The organism is Herbaspirillum sp. RTI4, assembly GCF_034313965.1.
Taxonomy (GTDB): domain Bacteria; phylum Pseudomonadota; class Gammaproteobacteria; order Burkholderiales; family Burkholderiaceae_D; genus Herbaspirillum.
The window spans coordinates 1,766,359-1,785,416 of record NZ_JAVIWQ010000002.1; the positions used below are offsets into that span (position 1 = coordinate 1,766,359).

General features: G+C 55.9%; 15 protein-coding genes and 1 tRNA gene. 9 read left to right on the forward strand and 7 right to left on the reverse strand.

The genetic code is table 11. The features are described 5' to 3' along the window. Window positions 1–2: 2 nt before the first annotated feature. The 3 genes from RGU70_RS08035 to RGU70_RS08045 form a co-directional block, all read right to left on the reverse strand. Window positions 3–938, reverse strand: coding sequence for an SLBB domain-containing protein (locus RGU70_RS08035; RefSeq protein WP_322208874.1), 936 nt, complete (start codon window positions 936–938; stop codon window positions 3–5). Window positions 939–1,202: 264 nt separating this feature from the next. Next, on the reverse strand, window positions 1,203–2,393 hold the full coding sequence (locus RGU70_RS08040; RefSeq protein ID WP_416186556.1) for a glycerate kinase: 1,191 nt from the start codon (window positions 2,391–2,393) through the stop codon (window positions 1,203–1,205). 182 nt (window positions 2,394–2,575) lie between these two features. Then, window positions 2,576–2,863 carry a hypothetical protein gene (locus tag RGU70_RS08045; protein WP_322208876.1) on the reverse strand — a complete coding sequence of 96 codons (288 nt, stop codon included), beginning with the start codon at window positions 2,861–2,863 and terminating at the stop codon, window positions 2,576–2,578. 275 nt (window positions 2,864–3,138) lie between these two features. Between RGU70_RS08045 and RGU70_RS08050 the strand changes: the two genes are divergently transcribed. Further along, on the forward strand, window positions 3,139–3,975 hold the full coding sequence (locus tag RGU70_RS08050; RefSeq protein ID WP_322208877.1) for a hypothetical protein: 837 nt from the start codon (window positions 3,139–3,141) through the stop codon (window positions 3,973–3,975). Between the two features lie 68 nt (window positions 3,976–4,043). On the opposite strand, the gene RGU70_RS08055 is transcribed toward RGU70_RS08050, so the two are convergent. Beyond that, window positions 4,044–4,247 (reverse strand): hypothetical protein, encoded by a 204-nt coding sequence (locus tag RGU70_RS08055; protein ID WP_322208878.1) that lies wholly within the window; start codon window positions 4,245–4,247, stop codon window positions 4,044–4,046. A 271-nt stretch (window positions 4,248–4,518) separates the two neighbouring features. On the opposite strand from RGU70_RS08055, the gene RGU70_RS08060 reads away from it, so the two are divergent. Together RGU70_RS08060 and RGU70_RS08065 are read left to right on the forward strand one after the other, a co-directional pair. Further along, window positions 4,519–6,651, forward strand: a complete 2,133-nt coding sequence (locus tag RGU70_RS08060; protein WP_322208879.1) for a PAS domain S-box protein — start codon at window positions 4,519–4,521, stop codon at window positions 6,649–6,651. Beyond that, a complete protein-coding gene (locus RGU70_RS08065; RefSeq protein WP_322208880.1) occupies window positions 6,648–7,286 on the forward strand; it encodes a response regulator transcription factor in 639 nt (212 codons plus the stop codon). The genes RGU70_RS08060 and RGU70_RS08065 overlap by 4 nt, the downstream gene beginning before the upstream one ends. A 19-nt stretch (window positions 7,287–7,305) precedes the next feature. On the opposite strand, the gene RGU70_RS08070 is transcribed toward RGU70_RS08065, so the two are convergent. Then, complete coding sequence (locus tag RGU70_RS08070) at window positions 7,306–7,488, reverse strand: hypothetical protein (RefSeq protein ID WP_322208881.1); 183 nt, start codon at window positions 7,486–7,488, stop codon at window positions 7,306–7,308. Between the two features lie 571 nt (window positions 7,489–8,059). After that, window positions 8,060–8,806, reverse strand: coding sequence for an ABC transporter substrate-binding protein (locus RGU70_RS08075; protein ID WP_322208882.1), 747 nt, complete (start codon window positions 8,804–8,806; stop codon window positions 8,060–8,062). Window positions 8,807–9,160: 354 nt separating this feature from the next. Between RGU70_RS08075 and RGU70_RS08080 the strand changes: the two genes are divergently transcribed. The 6 genes from RGU70_RS08080 (at window position 9,161) to RGU70_RS08105 (ending at window position 18,467) form a co-directional block, all read left to right on the forward strand. Continuing rightward, entirely contained in the window at window positions 9,161–10,456 is a 1,296-nt protein-coding gene (locus RGU70_RS08080) for an MFS family transporter (protein ID WP_322208883.1), read from the forward strand. 338 nt (window positions 10,457–10,794) lie between these two features. After that, entirely contained in the window at window positions 10,795–11,574 is a 780-nt protein-coding gene (locus tag RGU70_RS08085; protein WP_322208884.1) for a substrate-binding periplasmic protein, read from the forward strand. After that, window positions 11,571–14,657 (forward strand): EAL domain-containing protein, encoded by a 3,087-nt coding sequence (locus RGU70_RS08090; RefSeq protein ID WP_322208886.1) that lies wholly within the window; start codon window positions 11,571–11,573, stop codon window positions 14,655–14,657. The genes RGU70_RS08085 and RGU70_RS08090 overlap by 4 nt, the downstream gene beginning before the upstream one ends. A gap of 352 nt (window positions 14,658–15,009) precedes the next feature. Beyond that, on the forward strand, window positions 15,010–15,573 hold the full coding sequence (ahpC, locus tag RGU70_RS08095) for an alkyl hydroperoxide reductase subunit C (RefSeq protein ID WP_322208887.1): 564 nt from the start codon (window positions 15,010–15,012) through the stop codon (window positions 15,571–15,573). Between the two features lie 307 nt (window positions 15,574–15,880). Beyond that, a complete protein-coding gene (gene ahpF, locus RGU70_RS08100; protein ID WP_322208889.1) occupies window positions 15,881–17,464 on the forward strand; it encodes an alkyl hydroperoxide reductase subunit F in 1,584 nt (527 codons plus the stop codon). A gap of 268 nt (window positions 17,465–17,732) precedes the next feature. Next, complete coding sequence (locus tag RGU70_RS08105) at window positions 17,733–18,467, forward strand: hypothetical protein (RefSeq protein ID WP_322208890.1); 735 nt, start codon at window positions 17,733–17,735, stop codon at window positions 18,465–18,467. 252 nt (window positions 18,468–18,719) lie between these two features. Here RGU70_RS08105 and RGU70_RS08110 read toward each other — a convergent pair. Then, window positions 18,720–18,796: transfer RNA gene (locus tag RGU70_RS08110), tRNA-Pro, on the reverse strand. Window positions 18,797–19,058 lie beyond the last annotated feature (262 nt).

Below are 19,058 nucleotides of genomic sequence, written 5' to 3' on the forward strand. Positions count from 1 at the left end.
GATCAGAACAAACTTTCATTGACGTAGACCACATCGCCGGGTTCGAGCGCTTCGCTCATGCCGGCTTTGAATTCTTGCAATCCCTGGGATTCGGTTTTGCGGTTGATCGTCATGCGTCGGGTTGAGGCGCGTTGCGTCATGCCTCCGCCCAGCGCAATGGCGCGCATGACGTTCATGCCGGGTTCCATCTGATAGGAGCCGGGGCGGTTGACTTCGCCGTGGATATAAAACAGTTTTTTGCTGGCGACATACACCACGTCACCGCTGCGCAGTTCAACATCGAGCGGAGTGCGTCGGGCGAGTTGCGCAGGGCCGGCTTCGCCGAGCTGAATCGGGATGCGTTGGCCGGCGTCGTTAGTGTCGTTGGGATCCGGGCGACGCAGCAGGGTGACGGTTTGTTCGGCACGCTCGGTCAGCCCACCGGCGATAGCCAGCAATTCCAGCACGGTCATGTGACCAGGGATGGGGTAGCGGCCGGGGCGGCTGATTTCTCCCAGTACTGACACCATCTGACTGCGCGATTGAATGACTTCGACCGACACCTGGGGATTGCGCACGTAACCGCCTTTCAGCAGAGCATCCGTCACTTTGAGGGCGAGTTCGCTGGTGGACAGGCCGTTCGCTCCGAGCGGGCCGATCAGCGGCAGCGTGATGTATCCCTTGTCATTGACGCCGATTTCGGCGGACAGGTCTTCCTGGCCGAATACGGTTACGCGCAGGATGTCGCCGGCGCCGACGCGGGTATTGGCAATGACCGATGAAGGCAGGGACAACGTGGACAGGGAGCCGGGTGTGGCGGGAATCAGTTCGCCGGTTTTGCTGGGATCGGTGGGGACCTGAGCGTGGACGCTGGCGGCAAAAATACCACACAGGAAGGTTGCGGAAAAACAACGCTTGCACGCGCGGAGAAATAAACGGGGGGTGGTAGTGACACGCATGTGATGCTCTGTTTCTCACTCAAAGAGAGTGTGGTTATTATTTTGTAATCGCTGCAATCACAAAAAGTAGATTTTTCAGGGCAATTTTTTCACGAATTTTAGATGAAAAATTGTCAAAAAAACAATGTTTTGTCCAAAATACAATTTTCTTTGTGGAATTGTATTTTTTTATCAAATCAATTTCTCTCTTTGGTCGATGTGCCACTTTTATGCTATTTCCCGAGCGAAACAACTGTACCCTATATATCGAATTCCACTAATATTTTAAATACAACTGGTGGTCTTGATTGCTTGCTTGATTGCTTGCGCGGCGCTGGCAATTTTCCATAGTTGGGCGAGCTGTTCTGCGCGATCACGGAGCAGCTGTTCGGCATTGGCAATGGCGTCCTGCAAACTGATCGGGCCAAAGACGATGGAAAAGCAACCGCTGAAATGCCGGTTCAGTTCAGGCAGGGCCTGTGGCTCGATTCCTCCCGACAGCAGCGTGGCGGCGACACCGGCCTGACGCGCGCGCCGGCTGGCGATAAACGGCGCTTTGCCGTGTAGCGTTTGCGCATCGCTGCGACCTTCGCCGGTAATAAGCCAGTCCGCACCGCTGAGGGCGGCATCCAGGCCGATATGGTTGGCGACGGTTTCCGCGCCCGATTCAAAATGCGCTCCTAACATCAGCAAACCAAAACCGATGCCGCCGGCCGCGCCGGCTCCCGGCAGGTCTGCCGCCTGACGTCCCATTGCCGTTTGCAGCAGGCTGGCGAAGTGGGCCAGTGATGCATCGAGTGGTTTGACTTGTTCCGGCAAAACGCCTTTTTGAGGGCCGAACACGGCGGTGGCGCCGGTCGGTCCGCACAAGGGATTGTTGACGTCGGACATGGCAACCAGTTCAAGTTCGGGGATGCGCTTGTCCAGGCCACTGGCGTCTATTCTCGCCAGTCGGGCTAATTCGGAGGGAATCGGCGCGAGCTCATGCTCTTGGCTATCGTAGAGCCGGATGCCGAGCGCGTGCAGCATGCCCATGCCGGCGTCATTGGTGCTGCTGCCGCCGAGTCCGATTAAAAACCGCCGCTGGCCTTTGTCCATTAGCGACAGCAGAGCGTCGCCGATGCCGAAGGTGCTGCGGTTTTCAACGCTAACAGCCGTTCCGACCGGGTCGGTGAGGCTGACGATTTCTGCCGATTCGATGACGGCGCTGCCGTCGCTCAGTACACCGGCCGCTGCCAGAATCGGCGCGCCGCCGGCACCGCGCACCGGAAGGCGCAGGACTTCACCGCCGGCGTGCATCAACGCATCGAGCGTACCTTCGCCACCATCGGCAATCGGACATAGGCGCACGACCGCATCGGGGAGGGCGCGCAGGATGCCCTCGCCGATGGCGGCGGCAACCTGTTGCGCGCTCAACGAACCTTTGAATGAGTCGGGGGCAATGACGATGACGGGGGCGACGACGCTAGTGGCAATAGCGGGGCTGAAAACGGCCATGACTCTTTTCCTTGGAAAAACAGAGAATGCGCAGGACGCTGTTAAGACATCGACGGCAAGCCGTCGCTTGCCGTGTTGTCCATGCAAAGCCGGATTATATGTTTTTCCTGCTGCGGCTGTTTCCCGGAGTCGATGCGGGAAAGAGTCGCGGCCCGGTTTGGTCAGTGTCGACCGCGGCCATGCCGACGGTGGTTACGGCGGTCACGATCGCGTCGCCATTGACGTTCGCGCCATTCGCGTCGATCGCGCCGTTCACGCCAGCCCGGACCCGCATAAACAGGCGCTTGGCGATAATAGGCCAGGGGCGGGGCATAAACTACCGGGGACGGACTATAATACTGCGCTGGTGCACCAGCATAAACGCCAACCGATACTTGTGCGGCGGAGGCGTTGGCGGTAAACCCGGCGGCTGCCGCGCTGAGAGCCAGGATGGCAAGAATTTTTTTCATGACATTTCTCTTTCAATAAGGGGATGTGAACTGTGGTGTGATGCATGGAGCAATCATGCATTCTGGGCTGAAAGCAGCTGGAACGGTGATAGCCAGACACTACAGACGTAACAAAAAAAACAGGATGGTTCTGCGATGAGGTGGGCAGAAGGCACTTGCTCGCAGTCCCTTAAAATTCCATTCACACACGAAGACTGATTTTCCTTCCCTTGCCGGCCCTATGGAGCGTTGATGCTGTTTGCACCCGCCGGATACCGAGAGTGTAGTTATCCCTCATGAAGATGTTTAAACCCGCCACTCTGAGCCTGGAAGAGCGTCGCGCGCGTTGGCGCGTCGGCGGCGGTATTGCCCTTTCGATTCTGGTGCATGCGTCCCTTTTCATGTTGATTCATCTGGCCACGCCGCAGACCCAGGGGACGAATGAGCAGACGCCGCAAGGTCCGCTGGAAGTTTCTTTAGTCTCGCCGCCCCGCAAACCGGCGAAGCAGCCCGAAACGCCCAAGCCGGACCCTGCCCCCAAGCCAGCACCGAAAAAACCGACGGCGACCAAACGGCCGTTGCTGGCAGAGAAAAAAGCCAATTCACGGTTCGAAATGCCGGGCAAGGCGGCGGTGTCTGCGCCGACCTCCAGAAGCGACATTACTCCTGATATGGATATGTCGACCATGGTCAACGCCTCGCGAGAACGACGACAATCGGCCGAATCGTCCGCCGCGCAGGAGAATGCCGCTGCCAGAGCGGCTGAGGCAGGGCCTTCGGCCAATGAGATTGCGAGCGCCAATATCAATTTCCAAAAGCGTAAAGCCAATGGCGGTACCAACGGCATATTCCAGGTCACGAGCAAAGGGCCGCGTCTGGCGCGCTATACCTTCCGCGGCTGGACCAACGACCGTAACAATAGTCAGGTGCAGTCGATTGAAGTCGATGCCGGGCCGGATGGCAATGTTGAACTGGCCATCATCAGGAGCATGATCGTCATCATACGCAAACATTATTCAGGCGATTTCAACTGGGAATCGCAACGGCTGGGCAAGGTGGTCGGCTTGTCGGCGCGCCAACAGGATACCGCCGGGCTGGAAGCTTTCATGATGCGCGAATTTTTCGGGTCCTGACGCGACCTTATCTTTTTGCGCCGGCTTACTCGCCAAGGTTTTTTGTCTGGCGGGTAAGCCGGGGAGACCTACTCCTGCGCTTCAATATGATCGACCTGATTACTGATCGGATGGTCTTCCGCTGCGGGTGCCATTTCCGGGGCTTTATCTATTCGCGTGATGTTCGACGCAGAGATAGGGTCGCTGGCAGGGAAGGACATTTCATTGGCATCGTCCAGCGTGATTTCGCTGGCGCTATCGTATTTCGCTGGACTGGGGACAGACTTGTTCATGCGGGATTCCTTGCTCGGGAGAGTGGCGGAAGGGACGTTGGCCGGGCGGTTTTCGAGGCCGTAACGGCAGTGATGATCAACAATAGCCGTATCGTCTTCTGTCGGACAGAGGGCCTTGTCTGATAGTGGCGTAAGACATGCGGAAGCGGATTTTGACAGGCAGGCCAACAATGAACTCCAGTTCGTACCCATGACTATCGGCACCATAAGAGCCATAAGAGCCATAAGAGCCATAAGAGCTATAAGAGCCATCAGAGCCATCAGAGCCGTCGTGACCATCAGACCCCTGCGCATTCGCAAGGTCTTCTGGCCGCTTTTCGTTCTGGCGCTGCTGGGACTGATTTTCTGGCTTGGCCAGTTGGCAGCGTATAACGAGGCGCAGACTCAGCTCGACTCGCTGCATCGCTCCATCGAAATTCACACGCTGGCTTTGCGCGGCGCGGCCGCCAAATATAACTACCTGCCATTCACGGCAGCGCGTCATCCCGAAGTCATTGCTGCGCTTGTTTCCCCTCTCGATCCTGAGACCAAAAGAAAAGCCAATCATTATCTGGAAGAGATTAACCGGAGCGCCGGGTCCGACGCCCTGTACGTGATGAATCGCGAAGGCAATACGCTGGTTTCCAGCAACTGGAATACGGCGCAGAGCTTCGTGGGCCAGGATTACGCTAATCGTCCGTACACCAGCGACGCCCTTGAGGGCCGCCGCAGCCAGTTTTACGGCGTGGGTAAAACGACCGGAGAGCCGGGTCTGTTCATGTCTGCGCCCGTGCGCCGGAACGGGGCGGTGATCGGGGTCGTCGCGGTCAAAGTAAGTTTGCGCGCCATCCAGGAAACCTGGTCCAACGCCGATGCGCCCATCATGCTGGCCGATGCCAAGGGGGTTTTCTTTCTCGGCTCCGAACCGAGCTGGATGTATCGCGCGGCCAAGGCTTTGAGCAGCGACGATCTCGAGTGGATACGAAGCCACGATGTGTATGGCCTCTACCGAACTTTTCCGGTCATACCGTGGGCGGTCAGGCAGATGCAGGACCAGCTGGGCTACGAATTGAAAACCAGCATCAATGGACATCCGCGCCGCTTTCTCGCCGTCGATGAGTTGCTGCCTGAACTGGGCTGGACGCTCACCGTCACCACCGATTACGCCGTCGTCACCTATGCCCGCAATCGCGCCTGGATGCTGGCGTGCATGGGCGCTGGCCTGCTGATGTTATTGGGACTGTATTTGCAACTGCGGGAACGCCGCTTCGTCGAACAGCGCGACGCCCGGCGCGAGCTGGAAGTGAGTGTGCGCCAGCGCACGCAGGAACTGGGGCAGGCGCATGCCTTTCGCAAAGCAATGGAAGATTCTTTGCTGGTCGGGATGCGGGCGCGCGATCTGGAGGGCCGCATCATCTACGTCAATCCTGCTTTGTGCGAGATGACCGGTTACTCAGTGGATGAACTGGTCGGCCGCTTGCCGCCCTATCCCTACTGGCATCCTGACGATATGGAAAAACACTGGCGCGACAATGATGCCGCCCTGAGCGGGCAGGCCGCTGCCACAGGATACGAGTCGCGCATACGCCATCGCGACGGGCACGACGTGTACTCCATGGTGTACATGGCACCGCTGATCGATGTCACCGGCAAGCACTTTGGCTGGATGAGTTCGGTGGTGGATATCTCCGCCCAAAAACGGGCGGAAACCCGGGAGCGCGAGCAGACTGAGCAGTTGCAGCATGCGCAGCGTCTGGCCAGTCTGGGTGAAATGGCCTCCACGCTGGCGCATGAACTGAATCAGCCACTCATGGCGCTGGGCAGTTTTGCCAGCGCGGCGAAGCGCTTTGAAGAGTTGGGTAATCAGGCCATGCTGGTCAGCAGCCTCAACGAAATCACCGCCCAAACCCAACGCGCCGCCGAGATCGTGCAATGGATACGCGGGTTTGTGCGGCCGAGGACGCAAGGGGCCGAGCAGTGCCAGTTGCAAGAAATCGTCAACAACGCGCTGGCGCTGCTGAATGCCGAAATTCGCCGTCATCGCATCAAAATCATTGTGCGGATAGACGCATCGCTGCCGCTGGTTTCCGGCGACCGCGTGCTGCTGGAACAACTGGTGCTCAATCTGGTGCTCAACAGCGTGCATGCCATGCAGAACACCGTACCGCATCTGCGCGAAATCGAGATCGCCGCGCGACAGGTTGAGGCCGTCGTCGTCGTCACCATTTCCGACCGCGGGCCGGGGATTGCTGCCGACCTTGCCGATAAAGTGTTCGACACCTTCTTCACCACCAAGGCCGATGGTCTTGGGCTCGGTCTCAATATTTGCCGCACGATTGTGGAACGCCACGGCGGGCAATTGAATTTTCATAACCGCGCAGACGGCGGCGTGGTCTTTACCTTCCAGTTGAAAGGAGCGGCATGAACGTCAGCATTCCGAATACCAATAATTTGATTTTGTATGTCGTGGACGACGACGAGGCCGTGCGCAAAGGACTGGTCTATTTGCTCGCCTCGCGCAGCTACCAGGTGCAGTTGTTCGAGTCAGGCGAGGCATTCCTCGCTTCTGCCGATCTGGAGCGTTGCGGCTGCGTCATTCTGGATTTACGGATGGTTGGGATTAGCGGACTTCAGGTGTTCGATGCGCTCCGTCAGCGCAATAGCCCGCTGGTGGTGCTGTTTCTGTCCGGGCATGGCGATATAGGCATGGCGGTGGAAGCCACTAAAAAAGGCGCTTTCGGCTGGCTGGTCAAGCCCTGTGACGATGTGACCTTGCTCGACCATGTCGCGCAAGCGCTTCAGGCGGCGGCGGAAGTGGCAGCCAGATTGCCGCTCACGCGCGCGGCGCAAGCGCGCTGGCAGACGCTCACGCCCAAAGAAAAGGAAGTCGCCAGTCTGGTCAGGGAAGGCCCGCACAATAAAGACATCGCGCTGGCGCTGCAATCGGCGGTGCGCACGGTAGAAGCGCACCGCGCAAAGGTGTACGCCAAGCTCGACGTTTCCAACCCAACCGAGTTAGACCGCTTCATGCGCGACCACCACCTTGGAACCGCTGAGTAAGCTACTGCGCGGTGCAATCTCAGGGCGGCAAGGATTCAAAATCGTCGCCGTACTCAAGTACGGCTGCGCTTCTTACCCTGACCTGGCGTCGCTCGCTACGCTTACTCAGCGGTTCTGCTGTTGTGTGTGGGTCGGAGGGCTCTTGCACGGCGTAACTCTGTTCTACCGGCTTGCAGCCGGGTCCTTCGATACGGGATTTCATCCCTACTCAGGACGAACGGTTCCCTTTGCATCAAGCTGATACACCACTTGCGGCTGATTGCGCCAAGCACACATCGTCCACTGGCGCGACCGGTTCGTCCTGAGCAGGAACGTGAGCTCCGTATCGAAGGATCCGGCGGCAAGCCGGGCGGCAGTGAGCAGTGTGCATCCGATTCAAATACCGTTGCGATTTTTACCCGGAGCTTGTGCGCTTGCCACGAGTGCGTGGGGGAGGGCTCTTGCACGGCGTAACGCTGTTCTACCGGCTTGCAGCCGGGTCCTGCGATACGGGATTTCATCCCTACTCAGGACGAACGGTTCCCTTTGCCTCAAGCTGATACACCACTTGCGGCTGATTGCGCCAAGCACACATCGTCCACTGGCGCGACCCGTTCGTCCTGAGCAGGAGCGTGAGCTCCGTATCGAAGGATCCGGCTGCAAGCCGGGCGGCAGTGAGCAGTGTGCATCCGATTCAAATGCAGTTGCGATTTTTACCCGGAGCTTGTGCGCTTGCCACGAGGTTTCTGTGCAGATAAGGAAAATCCATGCGCTTGATCGTCAACCAATCGGTATCAGACCGGCGCTACCGAGGCGCCCTCGATGCCATGCCGTTTCAATGCCTCATCGACGAAGCCGGATGCTTTCATTTCCTGAATGAAGGTGCGTAAGTAAGCGGCGGCTTCTTCTCCGCGCGTTTTGGGTAATCCCATGGCTTGCTGGATTTCCATGAAGCGTTCGTTGAGCAGGCGCAGGCCGCCCAGGCGTTGCGCATCGGCTTCCAGTTGCTGCTTCACTCCGGCGGCGACTTCGGCTTGTTGTTCGATGAAGGTACTGACGACGGTGGGCGAGGAGGGGGCGCGGACGATGTGCGCTTGCTTCAGTTCCCGCGTCAGAAAGAGGTCATATGCGCTGCCCAGACCCACGACGACACGGTTTTCAGATTGGTCGACCGCTGCATTGCTCATGATGGGTGAGGCGTTTGGTACCAGATAGTAGCCTTCGATCAGGACATAAGGTGCGGTGAAGGCGATCTCTGCGCCGCGAATCGGGTCGATGGCAAAAAAGCCGATATCGGCCTGGTCTTTGCTGACGGCTTCGACGGATTTTCCGGCGGTATCGAACACCTTCAATTCCACATCGACCTTGAGCCGGCGGGCTAATTCGCGTGCCAGATCGACGGAAACGCCTTCGGGCTGGCCGTTGGCGTTAAGGTGGGCGAGGATGGGATTGCCGGTGTTGATGGAGGCGCGCAATTTTCCCGTCGGGCAAAGTGCGGCGATGATGGCGGCGGAGGCAATCAGGGTGGTCATGGTAAGCATGGGGGGTGTTGTTCCTCAGTTGAGTCAAGCCGTTTTCTCTTCCCGGAGGAAACGGTGAAGGGAGTGATGGTCATTGCTTGGCGGCATTTTCTTGTCGCCGGATCGCATGCTTGCGTTGTGGTTCTTCCGCAAGAGGGGCTGTGTAGTCTACGACTATTTTGTAATCAGGCAGATTTCCTTGAAATCTATGGCGTTTCGTTAGCTAATGAACGTCAATACGCCGTAAGTAAATATACGTATACGCATTCGTCGTCCTTACGGACGACAATCGATTCTGAAATTGGGACACTGCGCGACAGTTATTCGGACGTAGTACGTCCATTGAAATGCCATCTATAGAAAGAGACTCCCTTTATGTCCGAGACACTGAAGCCTTACACGCCAGAAGAAAAGCGCAAACGCATCTTCGCTATTGTTGCCGCCTCGTCAGGCAATCTGGTCGAATGGTTCGATTTTTATATCTATGCTTTCTGCGCAATTTACTTTGCGCCAGCGTTTTTCCCGAAATCCGATCCGACTGTGCAATTGCTCAATACCGCTGGGGTGTTTGCCGCTGGTTTCCTGATGCGTCCTATCGGCGGCTGGTTGTTTGGCCGTATCGCTGACCGTCATGGTCGCAAAACTTCGATGGTGATTTCGGTCGTCATGATGTGCGCCGGTTCTCTGGTGATCGCCTGTTTGCCGACTTATGCCAGCATTGGTGCCGCTGCGCCGCTGTTCTTGCTGCTGGCACGCTTGCTTCAGGGTTTGTCGGTCGGTGGCGAATACGGTACGACGGCTACTTACATGAGTGAAGTCGCTATGCGCGGACAGCGCGGATTTTTTTCTTCGTTCCAATATGTGACGCTGATCGGCGGCCAGTTGCTGGCGGTGCTCACCGTGGTGATCTTGCAGCAGCTGCTGACTGATGTTGAACTAAAGGCATGGGGATGGCGTATTCCTTTCGTGCTGGGCGCGGTAACCGCAGTCGTGGCACTGCTGTTGCGCCGTACCTTGCAGGAAACGACGACTGCCGAGTCGCGCAGTAACAAGGCGGCCGGCAGCATTGCAGAATTGTTCAAACATCACAAAGCGGCATTTTGTACCGTACTCGGTTACACCGCCGGCGGTTCGCTGATTTTCTACACGTTCACCACCTACATGCAAAAGTATCTGGTCAATTCGGCCGGGATGACGATCAAGACCGCCAGCAACGTCATGACCATTTGCCTGTTTCTGTACATGTGCATGCAGCCGGTGTTCGGCGCTTTGTCGGATCGCATCGGCCGCAGGAAAAACATGCTCTTGTTCGGCGCGCTGGGTACGGTGGCGACCTTGCCGATTCTGAGTACGTTGCAAGGAGTGACTAGCCCGTTCATTGCCGGCTCGCTGATTGTGCTGGCGCTGCTCATCGTGAGTTTTTACACCTCGATCAGCGGCATCGTGAAGGCGGAAATGTTCCCGACCGAGGTGCGCGCGCTGGGAGTCGGACTTTCTTACGCCGTGGCCAATGCCATTTTCGGCGGTTCGGCGGAGTATGTGGCGCTGGGCTTGAAGTCGGTCGGGATGGAATCTACTTTTTATTGGTACGTGACGGCGATGATGGCGATTGTGTTCCTGGTCAGTTTGCGTCTGCCTAAGCACGCCAGCTATTTGCAGAACGATCACTAAACCTCCCCCCGGAGTGGAATGAAAAAATAGCATGGTGACATGCTATTTTTTTTGCCCTGAAGGGGGGCTGATGTTGCTGATAAAGCTGCTGCGAGGTGTCATTTCAAGACAGGGATGCTTAAGGATGCTTAAGGATGCTTAAGGAATGCCCAAGGGATGCTTACGGATGAGTCAGCTTTTACCTGGATTTACCTCGCCGGGCAAAATTCAGTGAAGATTCTTTCATTCTCCATCTGTATCTTGTATTATCTCGAAAAATTTCTATAGTGCAACTAAAATAAGGCTATATTGAATTAGGCATTTTTTATCGATAGGGCAGCATAGTGATCCGAGTTTACATGGCGAGTGCCTTATTGATGGTGTGTGGCATTGCTAACGCATTTGCGGCCAGCCCTGACTGTTCCCGTTCCTTTACGCTCGCCCTGCACGATCACGGTTTGCTCTATTCGGCCGCGACAGATGCGGGTATCGACAAAGATTTTGCCGACGAACTGATTCGTCGCAGCGGTTGTAAATTTAGCGTCAGCCTTATGTCGCGTGATCGGATCTGGCAATTGATTGAGTCCGGTGCGCTCGATTTCAGCCTGTCCGGTATTGCCAACGAAAAGCGTCATCACTTTGCGGCATTCGCCTGGTATTTCAGCAATAAATATTATTTATTAGTGCGCAAGGATACCGATGCGCGGCAGCTGGCTGAGTTCGAGCGCAGCAATCGGTTCCGGCTCGGCGTGATTCGCAGTTTTCGCTATAGTGAATCTGCCAATCGCCTGGTTGACCGGCTGCAGTCGGAAAATCGCGTCAGTCAGTCCACCGGACTTGCCCCGCTGTATGAGGCGCTGGCGCTGAACCAGATTCAGGGAATGATCATGGAGCCGTTTGATTACCCTGCACTGGAACAAAAAAATATCCGGGGCATGACGAGGGTAATCGAGCTGAATGATCCGGCGGTGCCGCACGGGTTGATTATGTCGAAGGCCGCGCTGTCGGAGGAGGAACAAAAAAAATGGCGCGAGCTGGTCAATGGCATGCGTGCTGACGGCACCGTTCGGCACATTTTTGGCAAATATTTTTCTTCGGCGCAGGCAAATGCCATGGTCGGCATGCTGGTGGTGAAATGAGCTGGGTGAGGCGGTTTCTGCCACCCGCTGGCATTTTGGTGGCGGGACTCATTGTTACGGGGGGCGCCTGGGAACACGAGCGGGAAGCTTCTCGTGACGATGTACGCATCCAGTTTGAGTTTTCCATGCGCGAAACGGTGGCCCGTGTCGAACAGCGCATGGCCTCCTATGCGGACATGCTGCGCGGCGTGCAGGGGCTGGTGAATGCGACCGGTAAGTTGGAGGGAACGGCTCTCCACGAATATGTTGATGCGCTGAATATGGAATCCAATTATCTCGGTATCCAGGCAGTCAGCGTCAACAGATGGATTCCTGCTGCGGAAAAAAACGCCCATGTAGACCGTATGCGGCAGCTTGGTATCAAGGACTATGCGGTCAAGCCCGATGGTGTGCGCGACAACTATGCCCCTGTGACGCAACGCGAGCCGAGTGGCGGCGTCAACGATGCGCTGGTCGGTTTCGATCCCTGGTCGGATCCTGTCCGACGGCTCGCCATGGAACATGCGCGCGATTCTGGCATGTCCACTATTTCCGGGCGAGTCAGACTGGCGGCCGATAAGAGCGAAGAATTCAAGCCCAGTTTCATCATGTACCAACCCATTTTTGCCCCCGGCAAGCCGCATGACAGCATTGATCAGCGTCGCGCCAGTCTGCTCGGTTGGGCGTATCTCTCTTTCCGCATCAAAGATGTGATGGACAGTTTGTACGGCAATCAATTGCCAGGCCTCGTGTTTGCTATTTACGATGGTGTCGAATCGTCTGCCGCCATTCCTTTTTACAATTCCGCCAAGGGAAAAACTCCCGCCACGACGCTATCGGCCAATGAATACCTGGTGATCGGTGGACATAACTGGACGCTTTCCCTGAGCGCGCTGGATGATTTCAGCAGTCGTTACGGCCGGAATTCTGAATACATTATTGCGTTTACCGGCATCAGCCTGACTGTGTTGCTTTCGCTGTTGGCCTGGTTAATTTTGTCGAGTCGGAATCGAACCCTCGAATTTGCGGCAGGCATGACCAAGGAATTACGCGCCAGCGAAGAGCAGTTCCGGGCCATTGCCGATGCCACTGTTAACTGGGAAATCTGGTGGGGGCTCGATGGCAAGCCACGCTGGATCAATCCTTCGGTAAAAGCCTATACCGGATATTCGGTGGAAGAATGCATGGCCATGCCTGATTTGCTCGGCAGCCTGTTGTATTCGGAAGACCTGTCACGTATCTCGCTGGAATTTAGCAAGGGATTGCAAGGATTTCGTCTGGACGATCTGGAGTTGCGGATTGTTCATAGGGACCAGCGTCTGATCTGGCTTTCCGTGTCCTGGGCTCCTACGCTCGATGCGAACGGCATTGTGACCGGCTTTCGTTCCAGCGGCCGCGATATTACCGAGCGCAAACAGGTGGAGGAAGAACTGCGCATTGCCGCATTTGCCTTCGATTCGGAGGAGGGCATCATGATTACCGATGCGCAGCTCAAGATACTGCGCGTGAACCGGGGATTCATCGAGGATACCGGCTACTCTGCCGAGGAAGTCATCGGTCAGACACCGAAACTGCTTAAATCCGACCGGCATGATGCCGCTTTTTACGACGCTATGTGGCTGTCCATCCGCACCACTGGCGTATGGAAAGGAGAAATCTGGGATCGCCGTAAAAATGGCGAGCAGTATCCGAAATGGCTCACCATCTCGTCGGTGAAAGGGGACGGCGGCGACGTCACCCATTATGTCGCTACGCATCATGATATTAGCGAGCGGAAGATGGCCGAAGAGCGGATTCGCGAGCTGGCCTTCTTTGATGCGCTCACCCGTTTGCCCAACCGGACTTTGCTGGCAGACCGCATCCGGCAAGCCATGGCGCTGAGCGTTCGCAATGAAAGCGGTGGCGCTTTGCTGTGTATCGACCTCGATCATTTCAAGACACTCAACGATACGCTGGGCCATGGCAAGGGCGATCTGCTGTTGCAGCAAGTGGCGCATCGCCTCCTGAACGCTGTCCAGGAAGACGATACGGTGGCGCGAATAGGGGGGGATGAGTTTGTGGTGGTACTGGAAAATCTGAAAGGAATTCCGAGCGAGGCGGCCAATCAGACTAAGGCTGTGGGCGAGAGAATTCTGTCCATTCTCGGTGTGCCATATTCTCTGGACGGTGTCGAATACCGTAGTACGGCAAGCATTGGCGCGACCTTGTTCAAAGGACAGGCAACGTCGATTGACGACCTCCTGACGCAGTCCGATCTGGCGATGTACAAATCAAAGGAAACCGGTCGCAACGCCCTGCGTTTCTTCGATCCGACCATGCAAACGATTGTGCTGGCGCGGGCAGAGCTGGAGGCCGGTCTGCGCAAGGCCATCGAAGCGAATCAGTTTGTTTTGTACTATCAGGCGCAGGTGGCCGACGGCGGCCGTGTTGTGGGTGCTGAGGCATTGGTGCGTTGGCAGCACCCTGAGCGAGGACTGGTATCTCCGGCCGATTTTATTCCGCTGGCGGAAGAAACCGGTTTGATCTTGCCGCTGGGGAATTGGGTGCTGAAAACGGCGTGTCGCCAGTTGGCGCTGTGGGCGAATCAACGCGACATGGCGGAGATGACACTGGCCGTCAATGTCAGCGCGCAACAGTTTCGAGAACCGGATTTCGTTGCCAAGGTATTGGCCATCCTCGCGCAGAACGGTGCGAATCCAAGCCGCCTGAAAGTCGAACTGACCGAGAGCTTGCTGGTGGACAATGTCGAGGACATCATCCAGAAGATGTATGAGCTCAAAGCGCAGGGCGTGGTGTTTTCGCTGGACGATTTTGGCACCGGTTACTCTTCGCTTTCCTATCTGAAACGTCTACCGCTGGATCAGTTGAAGATCGATCAGTCGTTTGTGCGTGATGTGCTGGTAGACCCCAATGATGCTGCCATTGCCAAGACCATCGTGACGCTGGGGCAGAGTCTTGGCCTGGGCGTGATCGCCGAAGGGGTGGAAAACAAGGCGCAGCGTGATTTCCTTGCAGGGGCTGGTTGCCACTTGTATCAGGGCTATTATTTCTGCCGTCCTTTACCCATTGCCGGGTTTGAAGAGTTTGCCCGGCAATATCAATAATCGCTGCGGATTCTTGTTGTCCAAGGCTATCGTGTACCGCAGGAAATTTCCTTGCGGCAAGCTCCGGCTGAAAATCAAATGTCCCCTCCCCGTGGAAGCGGCGCTCCGGCGTTGCCTTTCGTCATTCGGTGTTACTGTAGAACAGCATGTTCTTATCGCGTCCAAATCGTCGCCAGTGAATGAGTAGATTTAGTTTTCCTGCAAAAGCAGGGAAACCAAGTGGAAATGCAGTCCTGCGCGACTCATACACTAAAGCTATCGCTTTTATTAAATCAATTAAATTTACGGATGATTGGATTGTGGCTATGATTCGTTCATGCACTTCGATTAACCAACCACAGAGAGAGTCCCCATGTCTTTGATCAACACTAAAGTTCTGCCATTTACCGCCAACGCCTTTCATAACGGCAAGTTCGTTACCGTTACCGATGCTGACCTGAAGGGCAAATGGTCTGTCGTCGTGTTTTACCCAGCCGATTTCACTTTCGTTTGCCCAACTGAACTGGGCGATCTGGCTGACAACTACGCTACTTTCCAGAAGCTCGGCGTTGAAGTCTATAGCGTTTCCACCGACACGCATTTCACCCACAAAGCCTGGCACGACACTTCCGACACCATCGGCAAAATCACTTACCCGATGATTGCTGATCCAACTGGTTTGCTGACACGCAATTTTGACGTCATGATCGAAGAAGAAGGTCTGGCACTGCGCGGCACTTTCGTCATCAATCCAGAAGGCGAAATCAAGCTGTGCGAAATCCATGACAACGGTATTGGCCGTGACGCCAGCGAACTGCTGCGTAAAGTCCAGGCTGCACAGTATGTTGCTTCGCATCCGGGTGAAGTCTGCCCAGCCAAGTGGACTCCAGGTGCAGAAACACTGGCTCCATCGTTGGATCTGGTCGGCAAGATCTAAGCAGCAAGCAATGCAGTAACCGTAGTTGTAGTTTTAGTAACAGTAGTTAGATCCGCGCGTCATGCACAAGGCATGACGCGCAGCACTATCCCTTAAACGCAGCGCCACTCCCCGATCAGCTTGAGTTGCCGAAAAAGTCACAGGCTGACCCGGCGGTGGTACCACGCCCCCCTATCCCTGAGGGATGTCTGAATAAGCGCAGCGAGCGGTGCAAGCTCAAGGCAGAAAGTGCGGCTCTGAGAGAGCATCGCGCAGCAGACGAATCAGAGATTCCTTGAATGTTAATTTTTTGTGAAGCGAGCCAATCATGCTGGATGTCAACCTCAAGAATCAATTAAAAACCTATCTCGAAAAAGTCACTCTGCCAATCGAGATCACCGCGTCCCTGGATGATGGTGAAAAGTCGCAGGAAATGCTGAGTCTGCTGCAAGAGATTCAGGGTCTGTCCACGCTCATTACGCTGACTGAAAGCCGCGACGACGATCAACGCAAGCCTTCCTTTGCGATCAACCGCATCGGTAGCGACATGGGTATCCGTTTTGCCGGTATCCCTATGGGACATGAATTCACTTCGCTGATACTGGCGCTGTTGCAGGCCGGTGGCCATCCGCCTAAAGCCGATGCCGAAGTGCTGGAGCAGATCCGTCAGTTGGATGGCGACTACCTGTTTGAAACCTATATCTCGCTGAGCTGCCAGAACTGCCCTGAAGTCGTTCAGGCGCTCAATCTGATGGCAGTGATTAACCCCCGCATCCGGCACGTGATGATTGACGGCGCTTTGTTCCAGGACGAAGTCAATGCGCGTCAGATCATGGCGGTACCAACGCTGTTTCTGAACGGTCAGGTATTAGGCCAGGGTCGTATGGGACTGGAAGAAATTCTGGCCAAGCTCGATAGCGGTACGGCTACGCGTGACGCGGCCAAACTGTCGAAAAAAGACGTGTTTGATGTGTTGATTGTCGGCGGTGGCCCGGCCGGTGCTTCGGCCGCCATTTATGCCGCACGCAAAGGCATCCGCACTGGCGTGCTGGCAGAACGCTTCGGCGGCCAGGTGCTCGACACTATGGGGATTGAGAATTTCATCTCGGTCAAGGAAACCGAAGGACCTAAGCTGGTTGCCGCGCTGGAACAGCACGTCAAGGAATACGACGTCGATGTGATGAACCTGCAACGCGCCAGCAAACTGGTGCCGGGCGATCTGATCGAAATCCAGTTGGCAAATGGTGGCAGCCTGAAGGCCAAAACCGTGATTCTGGCGACCGGTGCGCGCTGGCGCGAAATGAATGTGCCGGGCGAAACGGAATACCGCAATCGCGGTGTTGCCTATTGCCCGCACTGCGATGGTCCGCTGTACAAAGGCAAGCGCGTTGCGGTCATCGGCGGCGGTAATTCCGGCGTCGAAGCAGCGATCGATCTGGCCGGTATCGTTGCCCATGTCACGCTGGTGGAATTCGATAGCCAATTGCGTGCCGATGCCGTGTTGCAGCGCAAGTTGCACAGTCTGCCGAACGTGACCGTGATCACGCAAGCGCTCAGCACCGAAGTGACCGGCGACGGCAAGCGTGTTAATGGTTTGGTCTACACCGATCGTCCTAGCGGCAAGTCGCACACGGTCGAGCTGGAAGGGATTTTCGTGCAAATCGGTTTGTTGCCGAATACCGACTGGCTCAAAGGTACGGTGGCGCTCAGCCCGCGTGGTGAAATCGAAATCGATGCGCGCGGCCAGACTTCGGTACCGGGTGTGTTCGCTGCCGGCGATGTGACGACGGTACCGTACAAGCAGATCATCATCGCTATGGGTGAGGGTTCGAAGTCTGCCTTGAGTGCTTTTGACCATTTGATCCGCACGTCGGCACCGGCGGAGCAGGTACAGGAAGCGGTTGCTGCCTGATGGTAGGTTTAAAACGGATGCCTGAGGTGAAAGCCTCTGGCAAAAGTGAGTAGGAATAAAAAGGCCGGGCGGCATGTCCGGCTTTTTTTATGTGTCTTCGCAATGCGGTGGATCGCAATGAATTCGCTTGTTGAGGCGATTGCCGCGATTAGTGATGGCGGATAGTGATGGCGGATAGTGCCCTTGATACCGCGCTAAATGGCTTGCCACCGGCTATCTCTTTCGATACCCTCCTGCGCAGCGATTAAGCGGATATCTGAAAGAAGAAATGGCTATCACCGAACTCCCTTACCGGGCTACAACGGCGCAGGCTTGTGACTGGTTGGCGCAGCAAACCGGGACCTCGTGGACCCTGGCGAGTCTGATCGGAGAGGGCCTTACTCCCTTCGTCTGGCTGGACTACGATGCGGATTACCCGGAGCTGTTCGGCGATGCGAACGGCGGTTATGCCGCGCCGATTTTTTTTGAGGGCGACATCGCGCGTATCGTCGCCGGTAGTGCGGATGTGCTCATCACCACCACCAAAGACGCGTACAAGATCGTGACGCAACTCAAATCGCCGGGATTTCGACGGGAATTGGATGCGCTGCGTTTCATGAAGAAGGATCTGGAGCGGCTTGCCGGCAAGCTTAAGCACGCCTCTGAAGCGGCGCTAAAATCGGCGTTAAACCCGGAACCGGTCATCACCGAGGGCGCAACGGAATCGCAGATGGGCATTAATAAAAAGCAGGTATTGCTGGCGTTTTCTGCTTTGCTAAAAATGGATATGGAGCAGGCGCTGGTCAGCGGCGATGGCCTGTTTGGCGACGAGGGCTCCAGGATCAAAGCGACGACCAAAAAAGCAAAGAACAAAATCGAGTGGAATCCGGTGACTTTGGCGCTGGGATTGAACGAGGTCTACCGCGTGCCGATGTCGCATCTTAAAAGAGCGTTTGCCACGCATGATTTTTTACTGGAATGGCAGGCAGATTGGAATGAGAGTCTGCTGCTTCTGGGGAAATGAGTGGTGAAGCGAGTAGCGAAGTGGGTGGCGGGCGGTGAGCCGGCTGGCCTGCATATCAAGCGAGCGGTTGTCGTTTGAGAATCGCAGTTGGCACGCGATTAGTTGGATTAATCGTTTTCCTGCTGCAGCGTCCCGATTCAAGAGGTGGCGCTAAAAAAGAAAAAGCCGGATTTCTCCGGCTTTCAGCAAAGCGCTATCTTCAAATCTCAAATCGCGCTTTAAATTTCTCTTTAAATTCCTCTTCAAATCTATTGGTCGGGACGGAGTGATTCGAACACTCGACCCCTTGCACCCCATGCAAGTACGCTACCAGGCTGCGCTACGCCCCGACGAACGCAAGATTATAGCAGAGCGATCCGGTTCCCGCACTGTAAATCAGACCGCGGTGTAAAAGCCGATAGACGTGGGTGATGGCAGGGCAGTCATTCGCTCCCAGCCTATCGGATATAACTGTATCCGCCTCCTCTGGAATTGGCATTTCGGCAGGGCAAATCTCTTTCTTCCCGGCGCTTGACCTAGCGTTGTTTGTTAGTGGATGATGCGATCATGCGAGTCGTATAGATACTAAAAATTGCAATACTTATCGGTAAG